This is a genomic window from Bacillus sp. TH50 (assembly GCF_016650565.1).
GTDB lineage: Bacteria > Bacillota > Bacilli > Bacillales > Bacillaceae_G > Bacillus_A > Bacillus_A mycoides.
Genome location: NZ_JAEKFM010000003.1, coordinates 2181225 through 2197933 on the forward strand (window position 1 = coordinate 2181225; position 16709 = coordinate 2197933).

Genomic DNA, 16709 nt, shown 5'->3' on the forward strand with positions numbered 1-16709 from the left:
CTTTCTTCTTTCAACATCTTTAGGAAATTCGAAATGTTTTTCTCGAAGTATTCACTTTTTCAGTAGCCTCAGCTTAAAAACTGTCTTTTTTTATTATAGGAAAGAAACAAACGGTTTATCGCTGTTCTTCTCTTTTATAATAACAGCCTCGATTTTATTCTCGGACTTTATTTGTAATTGAACTTTAGCATCTTTAGGAAATTGTTCTAACATACTTTGAGCAGCCGTTTGAGAGAGTGCCATTAATTCTGACTTACCGTTATATTTAACGACAATATCCATCTTTAATTTATCCATCTTATTTTGCTTATAAGAAATCTTAGCATTAACAGGGATATAATCTCCTGGAGAAAATGCCTTCATTGCTTCAGAAAATTTCTTTAGCTTATCATTATCTTCTCCATGTGCCCCCCCAAATTCTTGAGAAGGATACGAATACGACTTTTCATCAATAGTATCCCAATTTCCAAGATTAGTCTCGTTCTTTTGAACAGTAGCGCTTGAAATATAAGTACCATTCTTTAAAGAACTTGTACTTTCTTGCTTGAATATAGCAAATGTAATTGGAGATTTGTTATATTTATCATTTTTATTAATAGCTTCTATAAGCCCCTTAGCGACTTCAGTACCTTTAGAAATAGCTTCCTCATTAGATACACTTGAAGACATAGATAAACCAATAACAACGCCAGATAAGCTTAGTTCATTTGAATTTTGTTTGCCGAAGTAGTCCTGTTCTATAATATTAGTCAAAACTGGTACTTCTTGTTTCGTAACTAATTCATCAATTGTTTTCTCTGGAATATATTGATTTAATTGTAATACGTAATTTTCTGTATCGAATTGTTTTGAAGCAATATCCATTAAACCATTTTCATATTCTGCTAAATCTAGTTTAGAATTAGTTTTAACATTAACTGTATTAATTACCTTTTGTTCTTTTAAAGGAATAACAGTTCTATAGTAATCCTTAGAAACAGCAGTTCTTGGAATCATACTTTTTTCTTTCGTATCTTTCTGTACAACTTCATCCTTCTTCTCAATAGTATTATTGCTGCAAGCCCCCAGTAATAAACTTAAGCTTGCGATGCATAATGCCATTTTCTTCATTGCTTAAAACCCACTTTCAAAAGTCAATTTACTTAGTTTTAAAGTATCTCTAGTGTACCATTAAATATATTGCAACAAAATAAAAAAGAAGCAAGCCCTTCGCTTGCCTCTCCCTATTTTACATTCTCTTCTAAAGCTTCTTTTTTAATATTCCAGTGCGATGTATGCCATACTACCATTCCATCTTTTATGTATAACACTTGCGGAGATTCATGCTTAATGCTGTACTGCTCTGCAACATGGTTCGAAACATCTCTCGCCTCTTGTACGTATAAGTAATATGCTGGCACTTCTCTTTCTTCACCGCAATACGCTTGAAACTCAGTATATGCACCGTGACTAATTGGGCATGTCGTACTATGCTTAAAAAGAACGTAAGGCTCGTTCTTTTCTACTAACGCTTCAAGTTCTTCAATCGTTTCAATCTTCATCATACTCATCATTACTCACCTCTCATGCGAAGTCTAGAGCGCTTCTCTCTCTTTTCAGCCTTCTGCTCAGCTTTCTCAAGTTTACGCTCTTCTTTTTCAATCTTTTTCTCTTGTCTCGTAGTACGGTAATGATTATATACTTCAATTGCTGCGCTGCTCCACTGTACAACTTGTGCTACTTTATCTGCATTATTTTCAATTTCGTCCGTAACAGACTCTGAAACGTTGCGAAGCTTCGTATTTAAAGAGTGAATCGTCGTTCCGATTCCATCCACACCTTCTACTACTTTATTTAGCGACTGTGACTTCTGTTGAATATCATCAGCTAACGCATTTGTCTTATGTAATAATTGCTCCGTCTCTACGCTTATTCCTTGCATTTGCTTTTCTAAACCTTCTAACGTGCTCGCAACGTTTTCTAACGTCTTCTGAACCGATAACAACGTTCTGCATACATACACTACTAATACTGCGAAAGCAACCGCGATAATAGCCGCACTTACATATAGAAGAACTTGCATTTCATCACTTCCTTTATCTTTTTCATACTTTCTTCCATTATACAATCATTTTCCGTTTCATTCTAATCCCTATCTTTTCATTAGAATTTTCATACTTATTCGTTAACTTTAACATAAATGATTCAACAAATTCCACTAAGTAGGTTACAATAGGAGAGGATACATAATTAGTAGGGAGGCTTTACATATGAAAGATCCACGCATTGAAAAGTTAGCATACAATTTAATTAACTACTCTATTCGTTTACAAAAAGGCGAAAAAGTATTAATTGAAAACTTTGGCTTACAAAAAGAACTTGTAACTGCACTTGTAAAAGAAGCATATGCAGCTGGTGGTTTCCCATTCGTTTCTTTAAAAGATCATCAAGTAGATCGCTCTTTATTAATGGGTGCTACTGAAGAACATTTCGAACAAATCGCTGCATATGAAGCGAGCGTAATGAAAGATATGGACGCTTATATCGGCCTTCGCTCTGGTGATAACATTAACGAACAAGCTGACGTTCCAAGTGAACGTATGAAAGTTCACGGCCAAACAGTTGGCAAAAAAGTTCATAGAGACATCCGTGTTCCGAAAACACGCTGGGTTGTTCTTCGCTACCCAAATGCTTCTATGGCGCAGCTTGCTAAAATGAGCACAGAAGCTTTCGAAGACTTCTACTTCGAAGTTTGTAACTTAGACTACGGTAAAATGGATAAGGCGATGGATAGCCTTGTTACATTAATGAATAAAACAGATAAGATTCGCTTAACTGGCCCTGGAACTGATTTAACATTCTCTATTAAAGACATTCCAGCTATTAAATGCTCGGGTCATTTAAACATTCCAGATGGCGAAGTATATTCTGCACCAGTTCGCGATTCTGTTAACGGTACAGTTTCATACAATACACCATCTCCTTACAACGGTTATACATTTGAAAATGTACAACTTAAATTTGAGAACGGTCAAATCGTTGAAGCAACTGCAAATGATACAGAGCGCATTAACAAAATCTTCGATACAGACGAAGGCGCGCGTTTCGTTGGTGAGTTCGCAATCGGCGTAAACCCATACATCTTACATCCAATGGGAGACATCCTATTCGATGAAAAAATCGATGGCAGCTTCCACTTCACACCTGGACAAGCTTATGATGATGCATGGAACGGCAACAACTCTAACATTCACTGGGATTTAGTATGTATTCAGCGCCCTGAATACGGCGGCGGTGAAATTTACTTCGACGACGTATTAATCCGTAAAGACGGACGCTTCGTTGTATCTGAACTAGAAGCTTTAAACCCAGAGAACTTAAAATAATGAAAAACGCTCGGAATTGTATCCGAGCGTTTTGTTATTATTTCCACTCTATATCGAACTACTTTCCTCGCTTTTTGTTTGCTGGAAATGAAAAAAAAATAAAAGCGTCACTGCAATAGTACCTATTAATATTGGAACATATAAGGGCAGATCCCATTTAATATATACTCTAGTGCAACCAACAAGCACAAACAAAATTTCCAAACAAAATAAAGTGAAACTTTAATCAGTGGGGGTTTTGTTCATCCCCCACTGATTATTAGCCCTCACCAATTGGGCTTTTACGGGCAGCCCGACTCCCACCTAACTTCTTTGCTCCTGCCGAATTTTGAGGTGGGAGTCTTACTGCCCGTTAATGCGGGGTAAAAGTTTTACATACTTCATCTCTTACCTACCATTTCTATTTTTACATGTGGATTCTCTTTCTCAACAAGTGACAAAAAACTTGTCATATCTTGCGGCATCGCAATCATATGTACTTTATATGCATTCGTCGTAATTTCAAGTGATTTCCCAACTTGACGAACAACTCTTATATCTTTTAATACAACATCGTCATTTAAAATACCATATTTTAATACGCCATTTTCCACTTTATGTTTTTTAATAAATATTTCCCAAACGATTGGTACATTTACAATGAAGCATAAACCCATTCCAATCAACGCTGACATCCACTGCTCTTTATTTGTGAAAAGCATGACAATTGGATACACAAACATAAAAGCTAATGTGAGACTAACGAAAATTACCGCTGACTTACTTCTTTGAATCGGAAAGTTCATACCTACACCCCCTAACTAAATTATACCATTATTTCCATTTTAGTCATAAAAAAAGGCCATTTCTGAATGACCTTCTTAAACGATATATCTATAGAATTTCTTATCCACCTGTAACACTGGAAAACTTTTTGGCAACTCTTCTATACTCACGCTTTGAAAACCATTCTTTTCGTAGAAACGGTGTGCTGCTAGAAATTTAACTGTTGTTCCTAAATAAATGTCTTCCAAGTTCTTTTCTTTCGCCCAAGAAATTGCCGTTTGAAGTAGCGTATGTGATGCGCCCCATTCTTTTCCGCGGAACTCTTTCTTCACGAACATTTTTCTTAGCGCTACTTGATGCTTCCCAATATCTAATAAAGCTATCGTTCCAACTACTTTCCCATCATAAGTTGCTACCCAAAAGTTTCCGTTGTCCCTTTGATAGAACGTTTCTATTTCAAGTAAGTCAGGCTGCTCTTCTTTCGTAATAGGGACCTTGTACTCTTTTTGCTGAATATGAACGATAAGATCTACTACTTCATCTTGAAACTTACTTTCACATGGCATAATACAAATCTTCTCGTTCATCGAATATCCTTCCATTCTGAAGCTAGTAAACTATACACAGCGATATCTTGGAAATGATCATATATCCATTCTTCATCTCTTAAAATACCATCTAATTTAAAACCTAAACGTTCTGGAATCGCACGGCTTTTCGCATTTTCAACACCGCAACGAATTTCAATTTTATTCAGCTTTAAATTATCAAATGCATAATGAAGCACAGTCTTCACACTTCGCGTCATAATACCTTTCGCGCCAGCATCTTCTGCAAGATAATATCCAAGACTCGTAGCTTTCTTACCCCAGCTCACCGGATGAATACCTACCATCCCAACCAGCTTTCCTTTATAGCGTATACCAGCCTCAAACCCATCTCCCTCTGCAAATTTCTTTAACCACATCGGAAAAATCTCATTATACGCATCAGCTGATTTCGTCCCATCTACCCACGGAAGCCATCTTCTTAAATGGTTACGGTTCTGATCTAATAATTCATATAATTCCTCTTTATGATGTTTTTCTAATAGTTGTAGTTCGATTTCGTCATCTACTCGAAGTGTGAACATGTTTTTTAGCCCCTTTTTATTTTTCTTATTATTCTAACATTTAAAACTAAAGAAATGCACCATAATATATCAACAATTTTTGAAATATATCGAACACAACTCCCAATATATCAACGTTTCGACAACGCTGTACACCCACGACAGCACAAAAAAGACGCACAGCCAAGCTATGCGTCTTTTCTATTACTTCTCTGCAACTTGAACTTCTTTTACGTAAGCTGCTTCGAATTTTTGGATGTCACCTGCGCCCATGAAAATAAGAACGCCGTTTTTATGTTTCTTTAACACATCCGTTGTTGTATCTGTAATTAGTTCTGCGCCATCGATACGTTTTTGCAGATCTTCAATTGTTAATTCACCTTTGTTTTCACGTGCTGATCCGAAAATATCACATAAGTATACTTGGTCAGCTTTACTTAAGCTTTCCGCGAACTCATCTAAAAATTTCTCTGTACGTGAGAATGTATGTGGTTGGAATACAGCGACAACTTCACGCTCTGGATGTTTTTGACGTGCTGCTTCAATCGTTGCATTAATTTCTGTCGGATGGTGTGCATAGTCATCAATGATAACTTGTTCTCCCATTGGCTTTTCATTAAAGCGACGTTTTACGCCTTCAAAAGTTGTTAGCTGATGCTTAACTGCTTCTACATCAACGTTTTCATAATGGCAAAGCGCGATTACTGCTAATGCATTTAATACGCTGTGATCGCCGTATCCTGTAATTTTGAACGTGTCATAATACGTATTACGAACGAATACATCGAATATAGTACCATCAGTTCTCTTTTGAATGTTACGTGCTTGGAAATCATTATCTTCTCCAAATCCATAGAAAATAACAGGTACTTTCGCTTGAACTTTTTGAAGTTCTTCATCATCACCACATGCAATAATACCTTTTTTCACTTGCAATGCCATCTCTTGGAATGCATTAAATACATCATTGATGTCTGCAAAGTAATCTGGGTGATCGAAATCGATATTTGTCATGATTGCATAGTCTGGATAGTAAGACAAGAAATGACGACGATACTCACAAGCTTCAAATACAAAATACTTACTATTTTCTACCCCATGCCCCGTTCCATCTCCAATAAGGTATGATGTTGGGTGTGCACCTTGCATTACATGGGCTAACAAACCAGTTGTTGATGTTTTTCCATGTGCACCAGTTACAGCAACACTTGTGTACTGATTCATAAGATCACCTAAGAAGTGATGGTAACGATGTACTGGGATATTTAATTCTTTTGCTGCTACGATTTCTTCATGCGTATCAGGAAATGCATTTCCTGCGATAATCACTTGTCCTTCTTTAATATTATTCTTATCAAAAGGAAGGATGGAAATACCACGCTTTTCCAATGCTGTTTGTGTAAAGAAACGCTTTTCATAATCAGACCCTTGAACAGTATGCTTCATGTCATGAAGAATTTGTGCTAATGAACTCATTCCTGTTCCTTTAATTCCTACAAAATGGTAAACTGTCATCTTAAAGAACCTCCAACATTTCGAACTAATACAACGGCCTATCTATAAGACAGTATATGAATCTTTTCTTATTTTGGTAATCATCATACATTTCTGATGCAGTGAATTTCTTTTTATATTCACTTATCAGTGATAAACTCGTACGTACTTCTTTTATGTCCATAACACATTTATTATAGCAAAAAACAAGCCGCTATACTATGATAACAGAAAAACTGATAGGGTCAATCACCTATCAGTTTTTCTCGCTTTTACATATCTTCTTTTGTTTCTAATTGAACACGCTCTAGACGTGAATTTGGACGGTATTTACGACCAGCTTTTGCTTCTGGTTTTCCATTTAATTCTACGTTATCACCAGTAAAACCAATATTCATTTTTAATAAGCTACTTCCTACTCCGTATATATCGACAGGAACATTTTGAGCTTCAAATTCACGAATACGCTTCTCATCAAACCCACCAGTTACAACGATATCTACATGTTGGAACCCTTCCTCATCAAGAGCCTTACGAAGTGCAAATACAAGTGATGGATTTACACCACGTGGATCGAATGTTCCAAGTACTTCTGGGTGACGAATGAAGTATTGATCAATCATTGTGCGAGACGTATCGACACGTACACCTTTTAATGTTGATCCAAATTCACGCGCTACGCGAAGTGCATCTGTGATGACATCATTGTTATAATCAATTAGTACGACTAATTCATCTTCTGGGAATTTTTTATGATATGCCTTTGCAGCTTCAACAACATCACCATTAAACATTTGAATTAAAGCGTGAGGCATCGTCCCCATACCACTTCTGCCCCACCATTCATTCATTGCATGCGTCGCTTGCGCGCTCATACCTCCGATGTATGCCGCATAGCCGTCACCAGCTTGTTGCGTATAATGATCGTCACGATCTCCCATGAAAATAACCGGTTTTTCTTTATCTACACTACGTGCAGCTTGGACAACGTTATATACGTTTGTCGCAACTGATGTACGACGAGCTAAAATCCCATCAATTACACCTTCTAAAAAGCCGAAGTATTCATAAGGACCATGAATTGTTAAAACTGTTTCAAACGGACTAATATTATCGCCATCCTTTAAAGAATGAATTTCTAATTCCTCAGGATTTTTGGCAAATGTTTGTAGCAATGCGATTACCTCATCTGCTCCGCAAAGAACTGCATGTTCTTTTTGAAAAAACTGCATTGTTACAACGCTTTTCGGGCGAAATTCTTCAATGATTTCTCTAGTTTTTAAAAAGTAAACGGCAGAGAACCAGCCTTCTCCAACACGTTCATCAAATTTAAATGTTTTATTTGTTAGTCGATTTATTTCACCTTTTAATTTTAATTCAATTTCTTTCATGTCGCTTTACTCCCTACTTTACTATCCAACATTTTCTATTAGTATACAGCAAAACCGTTTCCTATACATTTGTTTCCTGCATAGCAGCGAATTCATCCTCAGAAATAAGGACATCTCTCGGTTTCGTTCCTCTTCCTTCAGAAATAATCCCTTGCGACTCCATCTCTTCAATTAGACGTGCCGCGCGATTATAACCTATGCGGAATTTTCTCTGTACAGAAGATGTGGACGCTCCCCCTTGCTCTACAACAAATTGACATGCATCAAAAAATAGTTCATCTTCAGACTCACTCTGCTCTGATTTTGCTAATAAATCCTCTTGCTTAAATAAGTAGTTTGGCTTCATTTGCTTTTTCACATGATCAACTGTTCTTTCAATCTCATCATCTGATACGTATACACCTTGTACACGAACTGGTTTAGATGTGCCGTTTCCTAAAAATAGCATATCACCACGACCAAGTAACTTCTCCGCGCCCCCAATATCGATGATCGTACGCGAATCAACTTGAGATGATACTGTAAACGCAATACGCGTTGGAATGTTTGATTTAATTAAACCTGTAATAACGTCTACAGATGGACGCTGCGTCGCAACTAATAAGTGAATACCACAAGCACGAGCTTTTTGTGCAATACGACAAATCGCTTCCTCCACATCACCAGGTGCAACCATCATTAAGTCCGCTAACTCGTCAATGACAATTACAATATAAGGTAATGTCTCACCTGGGATTTCTCTACCACTTACAATCGTATTGTAACGAGTTAAATCACGAGCACCAGCATGAGCAAACAATTCATAACGACGTTCCATCTCTTCAACCGCCCACTTTAACGCAGCTGTAGCTGCTTTTACGTCAGTAATAACAGGTGCTACAAGATGTGGAACAGAATTGTATGGTGCAAGCTCAACCATCTTCGGATCAATTAGTATCAACTTCACTTCATGCGGCTTCGCTTTATATAAAATGCTCGTTAAAATCGCGTTAATGCACACACTTTTCCCTGAACCAGTTGCACCCGCAATAAGTCCATGTGGCATTTTTCGAATATCCGTTACAATTGGATCACCTGAAATATCAAGCCCCAGCGCAACTGTAAGCGGTGATTCACTCTTTGTAAATACAGGACTTCTTAAAATTTCACGCAGGAATACTGGCTTACTTTCCTTGTTTGGAACTTCAATTCCAATCGCACTCTTCCCTGGAATTGGCGCTTCAATTCGAATATCTTTCGCAGCTAGACTTAACTTAATATCATCACTTAAATTTGTAATTTTATTTACTTTCACACCTGGGTCTGGTTGTACTTCAAAACGAGTTACCGCCGGCCCTTGTGACACATTAATCACATGTGCTCCAACATGGAAATTATTAAATGTCGTATTTAATAATTCTTCCTGTTCTTCTAGCCACTCCGTATTATCTAATGCTGCCTGCTGTGGAATTGACAACAACGTTAATGGCGGAAGTTCATACTTCGGTGGCGCTTGTAGTACGTTGCGCATATCATTCTCTTTTTGATTTACAACATATGCTTTCTCTTGTACTTCCGTACTTGAAATTGACTCTTGTACTTGTCCAGCCACCACTACTTGTTGCATCGGTTTTTCTTCCACTTGAGCTTCCACTACCACTTGCTGCATTGGTTTTTCTTCCACTTGGGCTTCTACTACCACTTGCTGCACTGGACTTTCTTCCACTTGCGGGTTTACTACCACTTGCTGCACTGGTTTTTCTTCCACTTGCGGGTCTACTACCATTTGCTGCATTGGCTTTTCTTCTGCTTGTGGTTCTACTACCACTTGCTGCACTGGCTTTTCTTCCACTCGTTCACTGACAGTTGATTGCATTACGTTCGTTCTTGCCGCATGTCTTTCCATTAATTTCTTTCTATCCTGCTTTAACATGACAACATTAAATGGGACATGACGTTTTTTCTCACGTTTCAGTTCTTCTATTTGTAAAGCAGGCTGTTCTTCAGCAACTTGCTTCTTTTCTTCCGCTTCTTCAATTAAAACGTTCGCAAAGTTTTGAACATCTTTCTTTGTTTGCTCATCCGTTTCTGAAACTGGTACGAATACTTCACTTTCTTCCTTGAACGTAATTGTTTCTTGTTGAGAAATCACTGGTTGCTCTGCAACTGGTGTATTTTCCACTAAATCTGTATTCATCGTTTCTTCAATTACTGTTTCTTGAGAAATTGGTTCTTCTTCCTTAGTACCCTCTAACTCCGCAACTTCTTCTGTCGCTTCCTCAGGTTTCTCTAATTCCACAACTTCTTCTGTCGCTTCCTTAGCTTCTTCTAATTCTGCAACTTCTTCTGCTGCTTCCTCAGCTTCCTCTAATTCTGCAACTTCTTCTGCTGCTTCCTCAGGTTTCTCTAATTCCACAACTTCTTCTGTCGCTTCCTTAGTTTCTTCTAATTCCACAACTTCTTCTGTCACTTCCTCAGATTTCTCTAATTCCATAACTTCTTCTGTCGCTTCCTTAGTTTCTTCTAATTCCACAACTTCTTCTGTCACTTCCTCAGATTTCTCTAATTCCATAACTTCTTCTGCCGCTTCCTTAGTTTCTTCTAATTCCACAACTTCTTCTGTCGCTTCCTTAGTTTCTTCTAATTCCACAACTTCTTCTGTCACTTCCTCAGATTTCTCTAATTCCATAACTTCTTCTGTCGCTTCCTTAGTTTCTTCTAATTCCACAACTTCTTCTGTCACTTCCTCAGATTTCTCTAATTCCATAACTTCTTCTGTCGCTTCCTTAGCTTCTTCTAATTCTGCAACTTCTTCTGTCGCTTCCTTAGTTTCTTCTAATTCCACAACTTCTTCTGTCGCTTCCTCAGATTTCTCTAATTCTACAACTTCTTCTGCTGCTTCCTCAGCTTCCTCTAATTCCACAACTTCTTCTGTCGCTTCCTCAGCTTCCTCTAATTCTGCAACTTCTTCTGTCGCTTCCTCAGATTTCTCTAATTCCACAACTTCTTCTGCTGCTTCCTCAGGTTTCTCTAATTCCACAACTTCTTCTGTCGCTTCCTCAGATTTCTCTAATTCTACAACTTCTTCTGCTGCTTCCTCAGCTTCCTCTAATTCCACAACTTCTTCTGTCGCTTCCTCAGCTTCCTCTAATTCTGCAACTTCTTCTATTGCTTCCTCAGTTTCTTCTAATTCCACAACTTCTTCTGCTTCCTTAGCTTCTTCTTCAAAAGCATCTGGTATTTCTATAGTAATTGTTTCTTCAAGCTTTTCATCTGCTTTTACAATCACTACATCTTCTAAGGTTTCTTCTTCGACTTGATTTGCTGCAACTTCAGCAACAGTTTCTTCTATTTCTGTATTACATTCATTTTCTTCTGTTAATATCGAATACACATGCTCTACTTTAGAATCTATTGACTCTTCTTGTAAAGTTTCTTCGTTATCTTCTGTAGATGATAACGCCACTACATCTTGCTCCTGCTTCAAGGCTTGTACAATTGTAGCCTCTTTTTCCACATGCTGTCCTACTGTTTTATGAAGCAAATCATCACTTAGGCTTTCTTCTAATGAAGGGGCTTGACGTTCAACTTCGTAACCGTTTTTCTCTAACCATGTATCCACAACCGATTTTTCTTCTACTTTATTACTTCGTTCGTTCACTCCGTTCTTAACAGATGAACTTCCTTGTAGAACTCCCGAAAAGTCAGATAATGTATATCCCTTTTTCTCTAACCATGCGTCAACAACAGCTTTTCCTTCAACAGATATTTCAAGATCTTCTCTTACCTTTTCTTCCTCCTGCACAACCTTCGTTTCTACTGAAGGACGGTTATATCCATAAATCGGAGAAATCATTTCTGTTGGACGAAATGGTCTACGGTTACTTTCTTGCGACGGTACGAATGCTTTTTTTACGACAGGCTCTGGTTCCGGTTCATATTGCAATTCCGGTTCCTCATATGTAGGTGCTTCTGTTTCCACATACGGTCGTCTGCTTCTTTCCACTTTTATTCCTCTTTGAGTAGGCTGTTCTTCATATGCTCCTCTTTGAATAGGTTGTTCTTCAAAGTTAGGCAGTTCTCTTACATCCTCCTCATCGAAGCCATTATCTGGTATTAATGGAAAACGACATTTCCCTGCATTCCGACTTGCCATTTGTGCTTCTCTTGCTTCAGTGTAGTGGTTTACACGAGGAATTTTCGGCTGACTTTCAATTTGTGCCGGTACTTCTTTATTCATCACTGTTTTTTCTTCCTCTTTGTTAAACAGCTTTTTCATCCAATCTAACATGTTTACCACTCTTTCTACTAAATAGTAACATCCTTTATTGTATCAGCATTCGGCAAAAAGTGCAGGTAAAATTAAGCATATTAGTTTTATCCATAATATTCTAATTCGCGATTGTTTTTCATATAGAAAAACGAGGTCTTACATGTAAGACCTCGTTTAATCTTTACCCTTCCGATATTCATCCACACTATCCGTTACACTTTGCAATAAAGAATTTACATACTGTGGGTCAGATAATTTTTTGTCTTCTTCAGGGTTTGACATAAATCCAAGTTCTAATAGTACTCCTGGAACTTTTGACCAATTAAATCCAGAAAGATCATCCCGAAATTTAATTCCATTTACTTTCACTTGATGATTCTCTCTCATTTTATTTACTATCGTTTGAGAGATTTGAAGACTTTCAGCATAAATCTCTTTCGTATACGGACTTCCTTCTGCCGGTGTCAATACAGCAAATCCACTTTGATTTGGATTTTCAGAACCATCTGCGTGAAGGCGCAAAAATAAATTCGCTTTATGATCATTCGCGAATGTTGCTCGTTCCTTATTACTTATATCAGCCTCATGTGACGTTCTCGTCATCAATACTTGTATACCTTTTTCTTCCAGTTTTTCTTTCAATATAAAAGCCATCTCTAATACAAGAACTGATTCCCTCTTTTTCGTTACAACTCCCGCTGTTCCGTCTGTTACTTTATATTTTTGCGTAGTTGCTCCTGGACCAATTGCCTCTAAATTTAAATTCGCTTTTTGTTGATGACCTGGATCAATAACGACGAGAAACTTTTCTTGTTTTTCATTACTCTCTACTTTTTGTTCATTATTTTGCAGCGGTTGCTCAGTTGGCGGCAGCGGCGTAGTTTCCTCTTTCTTTTCCTCGGCCGGCACTTCCTCCTGCTTATGTTCCACTTGCTCATTCGTTTGAATTGCTTGCGGCTGTTCTTTCTTTTCTTGTTCTTCTTGCTGCTTTTCTACCGGTGCGTCTTCCTTATTATCTTTGTTTTTTTCTTGTATAGAAGATGTTGTTTCTTTTTTCGGCTCTTCTTGCGAACAACCTCCCATATATATTCCAATGACTGCAATAGCGCTCATTATTTTTATATACTTCATTTTTCTCTCCTATCACTTTGCACCGGTCTCAAAGTTTTTCTTATAATTGTTTTATAATTTCATCCATATTTCCAATATGAACGGGTTGCCACGTTTCTGTACCACGCTCTGCGGTATAGACTAGATAAGCATCATCAGCTACATTTACGAAAACAGGATCCCCCATATCCGTTTCATATCCGATAACAATCCATTCCTCTTTCCATTTTCCACTTTCTTCACTTATTAATGAATTTTTATGTTTATCATATCGATAACCGATTTGTCCTTTTTCTAATTCATTTTCGCTAAACACATATATTTCATAGGAACCTAGTTCGATATCTTGCTGTTTTGAAGTTTCAATTCGTTTCAGAAGTTCTGCAATTTTTGGTTGTTGCTTCATACGTCTACCCCCTTCTTTTTTTCTAAATTTTAACTAATCCGTTTTTGAAATACAATATAGATTTTGAGAGGAAACGTTACAATCCTAGGAATTTCGCACAAAAAAATAGCCTCACATATGCGAGACTACTTTTTCTAACATCAATTAAAATTTAAATTCTTGTCCAACTTCAAAGCTATCTTCTAATACAAGAATACCTTTTTCTTCTGGAGCATCTGGAAGCTCTAACTCACGTGCAGAGCAAATCATTCCAGAAGAAGGAACACCGCGAAGTTCAGCTGGTTTAATTAACATACCACTTGGCATTACAGCACCGATTTTTGCAACAACAACTTTTTGTCCTGCATCAACGTTTGGTGCACCACATACGATTTGTAATGTTTCTGTAACGATTTCTACTGTACAAATGTTTAATTTATCAGCATTTGGATGCTTCTCTTTTTCAGCTACATAGCCTACCACAAATTTCGGCGTGAAATCAGCTTCTACTTTTTCTTCAAAGCCATTCTTCGCTAAAATTCCGTTAATTTTTTCAACAAACTCTTTCGTTAATGTAACGTTTCCGTTGTCTGTTACTTCTACATAAGAAGACGCATTAAAGATGTTGAATCCTGCTGTTACGTTGCTTTCACGATCGTATACGCGAGCAACATCTCCTTTGCGGTCAAATGTACGGTTTTCTAAAGTAATATCTTGTAAGGTAACAATTAAAGTGTCACCAATTCCTTCAAGGTTGTAAAAAACGTTCACTTCGTTCATCCTTTCTCTTTTCCATCTGTCTTCTTCCGATTCTTCGCTAAAATAAAGATTGGTTCGAAGTCCCCATCTTCATATACGAATGAAAGTGATGTAATCGGAACATGCCCTTCGGCAAAAAATTTCATTGTCATTTGTGCAATAATATCATAACCGATTTCGTTGACGATATCAGCAATAATTAATACATCTTGGTGAGGAACTGCAACAACCATATCACCAGAGATCTTTTCACGCATCGAGTGTAGTAACGATTCGTTTAAAATACGACTCGCATCGTATCCATCATTTGTGTTTAAAAAGTAGAATGTATTACCTGCTACTGTCTCCTGCTTAAATTCATAGCCTAATGAGCGAGCATTAAATAATGCCATTTCACGTACTTGTTCCTCTGTAAGCTCTAATTTTTGCAATAGGCGCTCATCAATTAATCGATATGTTTTATTAGAATCAAGCGCATAGTAAATACGTGTTTCCGCCGTATGGTCCGTCATAATAAACGGATTTCCTTCTTCTGATTGTTTCGGGAAAGAAGTAGAGCGAATAACAGGTAAAATTTTCGCCGTGCTATTTTCTTCTTTATGCATTGCAATTAGCGCTTCTTGTACGTAATAAGCGACCTCTTCAATTGCTTTTTCTTTGTTCACTTCCCATTTTGCAACTACTCCTGGAAGTGATACGTTAATACCTTTTTTCGAGTCTGTTTGTTCAATACGAAGAACTTCTTTCTCGCTATCATAATGACAGTCCCATTCTGGTCGAGATAATTTCTTCATTAACTCGTCTTTCATCTTTTTACTTGTCATTTTCATCTCTTTTTCCTCCCTTCCAAAAAAATAACCTCCCCCGCGAAGGTAGAGGTTGTTTTTACAATTCAATTGGCTAATTGTCTTATTTTAAACCTTCAATAAACTCTTCGATTTGCTCTTGTGTTTTACGATCTTTATTTACATAGCGTCCAGTTTCTTCACCTTTATTGTACGCTACAAAGCTTGGAATGCCAAATACGTCTACTTTCACGCATAAATCAATAAATTCATCACGATCTACATAGTAAAATGAGAAATCACTATACTTCTCTTCTACTTCTGGCATAAATGGATCAACGAAACGGCAATCTGGGCACCATTCTGCTGAGAACATGAAGACTACATTCTCTTCATTTTTTAATTCTTGGAATTGTTCCATGCTTTCTAATGATTTCATCTATATTTCCTCCTCTAACGAGTGCACTTTTTCACACTATAATCTTTTCTTTATACTACCATACATCGCGCATGGTGCAAGGTTTATGCTTGCTTTTCATCATACTTATATTGCCCAACAAGTAACTTAACAACGTGTACAAATAATTCCGTTCGGTCGACATAATCATCTGTAAAAATACCGATAGCACCTTCGTGACTACGAATATCTTTTCGCTCTACAAACTCTTCCATCACTTCACTTAGCTCTTTTCCTTCTTCAAGCGGTGCTAAAAAATCGTCTGGTAACTTAATACGTGCCCCGCCCGCAACAAATGTTTTACCTTCAATCGTCGCTAAAGCACCCCAGTTACACATAAATAACCCATGCTCCGTTTTCATAACGCCGCCTTCTAGCCCAATGCCGATATGAGCTGCACCTTCCTGCAATGCTCTCTTCGCTCTATTTACTGCTCCTTGCATCGTCTCTTCATCTGAAAAAGGCTGATTTGCTACTCCTGATGGAACAGAAAGAGATGTAATTTCAGCATCTTCCCAAACCTTCTCCACAGCCCCAACCTTCGTCTTATTCTTCGATCCAACCACTACCTTCATTTCATTCACCTCTATATAAATTCATCATTCTATCCTAATACTAGCCTCGAACACCAAATCAGTCTTCATGACTGAGATTTATACCGTAGTGCGCCTGACCGCACACACGCATCTCTGTGTCATCTCTCCCACCTAAAAAAAGAAAAGGTTTTCCAAAAACAGCCTTCCTCTCTCTTCCTACCCGCGGTCTTAATACATCGCTCGAACACCAACTAGACACTGACCGCTCCCATTCATCGCTGGGTCATCTATTCAACCTA

General features: G+C 37.6%; 16 protein-coding genes. 1 reads left to right on the top strand and 15 read right to left on the bottom strand.

Annotation, left to right across the window (positions count from 1 at the left end):
* Window positions 1-93 precede the first annotated feature (93 nt).
* From JFU23_RS11310 to JFU23_RS11320, 3 genes are all read right to left on the bottom strand, one after another.
* Window positions 94-1110, bottom strand: coding sequence for a CamS family sex pheromone protein (locus JFU23_RS11310; protein WP_002015611.1), 1017 nt, complete (start codon window positions 1108-1110; stop codon window positions 94-96).
* 113 nt (window positions 1111-1223) lie between these two features.
* Complete coding sequence (gene ytxJ, locus JFU23_RS11315) at window positions 1224-1550, bottom strand: bacillithiol system redox-active protein YtxJ (protein ID WP_002067603.1); 327 nt, start codon at window positions 1548-1550, stop codon at window positions 1224-1226.
* A 2-nt stretch (window positions 1551-1552) separates the two neighbouring features.
* On the bottom strand, window positions 1553-2062 hold the full coding sequence (locus tag JFU23_RS11320; RefSeq protein ID WP_012261840.1) for a DUF948 domain-containing protein: 510 nt from the start codon (window positions 2060-2062) through the stop codon (window positions 1553-1555).
* 187 nt (window positions 2063-2249) lie between these two features.
* Here JFU23_RS11320 and JFU23_RS11325 point away from each other — a divergent pair, with 187 nt between their 5' ends.
* Window positions 2250-3365: an aminopeptidase gene (locus JFU23_RS11325; RefSeq protein WP_201031911.1), complete on the top strand. Its 1116-nt coding sequence runs from the start codon at window positions 2250-2252 to the stop codon at window positions 3363-3365.
* 380 nt (window positions 3366-3745) lie between these two features.
* On the opposite strand, the gene JFU23_RS11330 is transcribed toward JFU23_RS11325, so the two are convergent.
* The 12 genes from JFU23_RS11330 to JFU23_RS11385 all read right to left on the bottom strand — a co-directional run bounded on the left by JFU23_RS11330 (window position 3746) and on the right by JFU23_RS11385 (window position 16449).
* A complete protein-coding gene (locus JFU23_RS11330; protein ID WP_002089028.1) occupies window positions 3746-4150 on the bottom strand; it encodes a PH domain-containing protein in 405 nt (134 codons plus the stop codon).
* Between the two features lie 75 nt (window positions 4151-4225).
* Complete coding sequence (locus tag JFU23_RS11335; RefSeq protein WP_201031912.1) at window positions 4226-4717, bottom strand: GNAT family N-acetyltransferase; 492 nt, start codon at window positions 4715-4717, stop codon at window positions 4226-4228.
* The gene (locus tag JFU23_RS11340) at window positions 4714-5262 is read right to left on the bottom strand and encodes a GNAT family N-acetyltransferase (protein WP_201031913.1); all 549 of its coding nucleotides are present in this window, start codon (window positions 5260-5262) and stop codon (window positions 4714-4716) included. Before JFU23_RS11340 ends, JFU23_RS11335 begins: the two co-directional genes overlap by 4 nt.
* 183 nt (window positions 5263-5445) lie before the next feature.
* The gene (murC, locus tag JFU23_RS11345) at window positions 5446-6756 is read right to left on the bottom strand and encodes a UDP-N-acetylmuramate--L-alanine ligase (RefSeq protein WP_002015598.1); all 1311 of its coding nucleotides are present in this window, start codon (window positions 6754-6756) and stop codon (window positions 5446-5448) included.
* A gap of 251 nt (window positions 6757-7007) precedes the next feature.
* Window positions 7008-8126 (bottom strand): nicotinate phosphoribosyltransferase, encoded by a 1119-nt coding sequence (locus JFU23_RS11350; RefSeq protein WP_002015597.1) that lies wholly within the window; start codon window positions 8124-8126, stop codon window positions 7008-7010.
* Between the two features lie 61 nt (window positions 8127-8187).
* On the bottom strand, window positions 8188-12396 hold the full coding sequence (locus tag JFU23_RS11355) for a DNA translocase FtsK (protein ID WP_201031914.1): 4209 nt from the start codon (window positions 12394-12396) through the stop codon (window positions 8188-8190).
* Between the two features lie 156 nt (window positions 12397-12552).
* Entirely contained in the window at window positions 12553-13509 is a 957-nt protein-coding gene (locus JFU23_RS11360; RefSeq protein WP_201031915.1) for an N-acetylmuramoyl-L-alanine amidase, read from the bottom strand.
* Between the two features lie 40 nt (window positions 13510-13549).
* Window positions 13550-13894 carry a hypothetical protein gene (locus JFU23_RS11365; RefSeq protein WP_002015616.1) on the bottom strand — a complete coding sequence of 115 codons (345 nt, stop codon included), beginning with the start codon at window positions 13892-13894 and terminating at the stop codon, window positions 13550-13552.
* Window positions 13895-14038: 144 nt separating this feature from the next.
* Complete coding sequence (gene ytpR / locus JFU23_RS11370; RefSeq protein WP_201031916.1) at window positions 14039-14653, bottom strand: YtpR family tRNA-binding protein; 615 nt, start codon at window positions 14651-14653, stop codon at window positions 14039-14041.
* Window positions 14650-15462 (bottom strand): DUF1444 domain-containing protein, encoded by an 813-nt coding sequence (locus JFU23_RS11375; protein ID WP_002089043.1) that lies wholly within the window; start codon window positions 15460-15462, stop codon window positions 14650-14652. Before JFU23_RS11375 ends, ytpR begins: the two co-directional genes overlap by 4 nt.
* 79 nt (window positions 15463-15541) lie before the next feature.
* Window positions 15542-15856, bottom strand: coding sequence for a thioredoxin family protein (locus JFU23_RS11380; RefSeq protein ID WP_002015619.1), 315 nt, complete (start codon window positions 15854-15856; stop codon window positions 15542-15544).
* An 83-nt stretch (window positions 15857-15939) separates the two neighbouring features.
* On the bottom strand, window positions 15940-16449 hold the full coding sequence (locus JFU23_RS11385; protein ID WP_002089045.1) for a DUF84 family protein: 510 nt from the start codon (window positions 16447-16449) through the stop codon (window positions 15940-15942).
* Window positions 16450-16709: the final 260 nt, after the last annotated feature.

Coding starts and splice junctions, on each gene's coding strand:
- JFU23_RS11310 (WP_002015611.1), bottom strand. CDS start 1,110: ATGAAGAAAATGGCATTATGCATCGCAAGCTTAAGTTTATTACTGGGG.
- ytxJ (WP_002067603.1), bottom strand. CDS start 1,550: ATGAGTATGATGAAGATTGAAACGATTGAAGAACTTGAAGCGTTAGTA.
- JFU23_RS11320 (WP_012261840.1), bottom strand. CDS start 2,062: ATGCAAGTTCTTCTATATGTAAGTGCGGCTATTATCGCGGTTGCTTTC.
- JFU23_RS11325 (WP_201031911.1), top strand. CDS start 2,250: ATGAAAGATCCACGCATTGAAAAGTTAGCATACAATTTAATTAACTAC.
- JFU23_RS11330 (WP_002089028.1), bottom strand. CDS start 4,150: ATGAACTTTCCGATTCAAAGAAGTAAGTCAGCGGTAATTTTCGTTAGT.
- JFU23_RS11335 (WP_201031912.1), bottom strand. CDS start 4,717: ATGAACGAGAAGATTTGTATTATGCCATGTGAAAGTAAGTTTCAAGAT.
- JFU23_RS11340 (WP_201031913.1), bottom strand. CDS start 5,262: ATGTTCACACTTCGAGTAGATGACGAAATCGAACTACAACTATTAGAA.
- murC (WP_002015598.1), bottom strand. CDS start 6,756: ATGACAGTTTACCATTTTGTAGGAATTAAAGGAACAGGAATGAGTTCA.
- JFU23_RS11350 (WP_002015597.1), bottom strand. CDS start 8,126: ATGAAAGAAATTGAATTAAAATTAAAAGGTGAAATAAATCGACTAACA.
- JFU23_RS11355 (WP_201031914.1), bottom strand. CDS start 12,396: ATGTTAGATTGGATGAAAAAGCTGTTTAACAAAGAGGAAGAAAAAACA.
- JFU23_RS11360 (WP_201031915.1), bottom strand. CDS start 13,509: ATGAAGTATATAAAAATAATGAGCGCTATTGCAGTCATTGGAATATAT.
- JFU23_RS11365 (WP_002015616.1), bottom strand. CDS start 13,894: ATGAAGCAACAACCAAAAATTGCAGAACTTCTGAAACGAATTGAAACT.
- ytpR (WP_201031916.1), bottom strand. CDS start 14,653: ATGAACGAAGTGAACGTTTTTTACAACCTTGAAGGAATTGGTGACACT.
- JFU23_RS11375 (WP_002089043.1), bottom strand. CDS start 15,462: ATGAAAATGACAAGTAAAAAGATGAAAGACGAGTTAATGAAGAAATTA.
- JFU23_RS11380 (WP_002015619.1), bottom strand. CDS start 15,856: ATGAAATCATTAGAAAGCATGGAACAATTCCAAGAATTAAAAAATGAA.
- JFU23_RS11385 (WP_002089045.1), bottom strand. CDS start 16,449: ATGAAGGTAGTGGTTGGATCGAAGAATAAGACGAAGGTTGGGGCTGTG.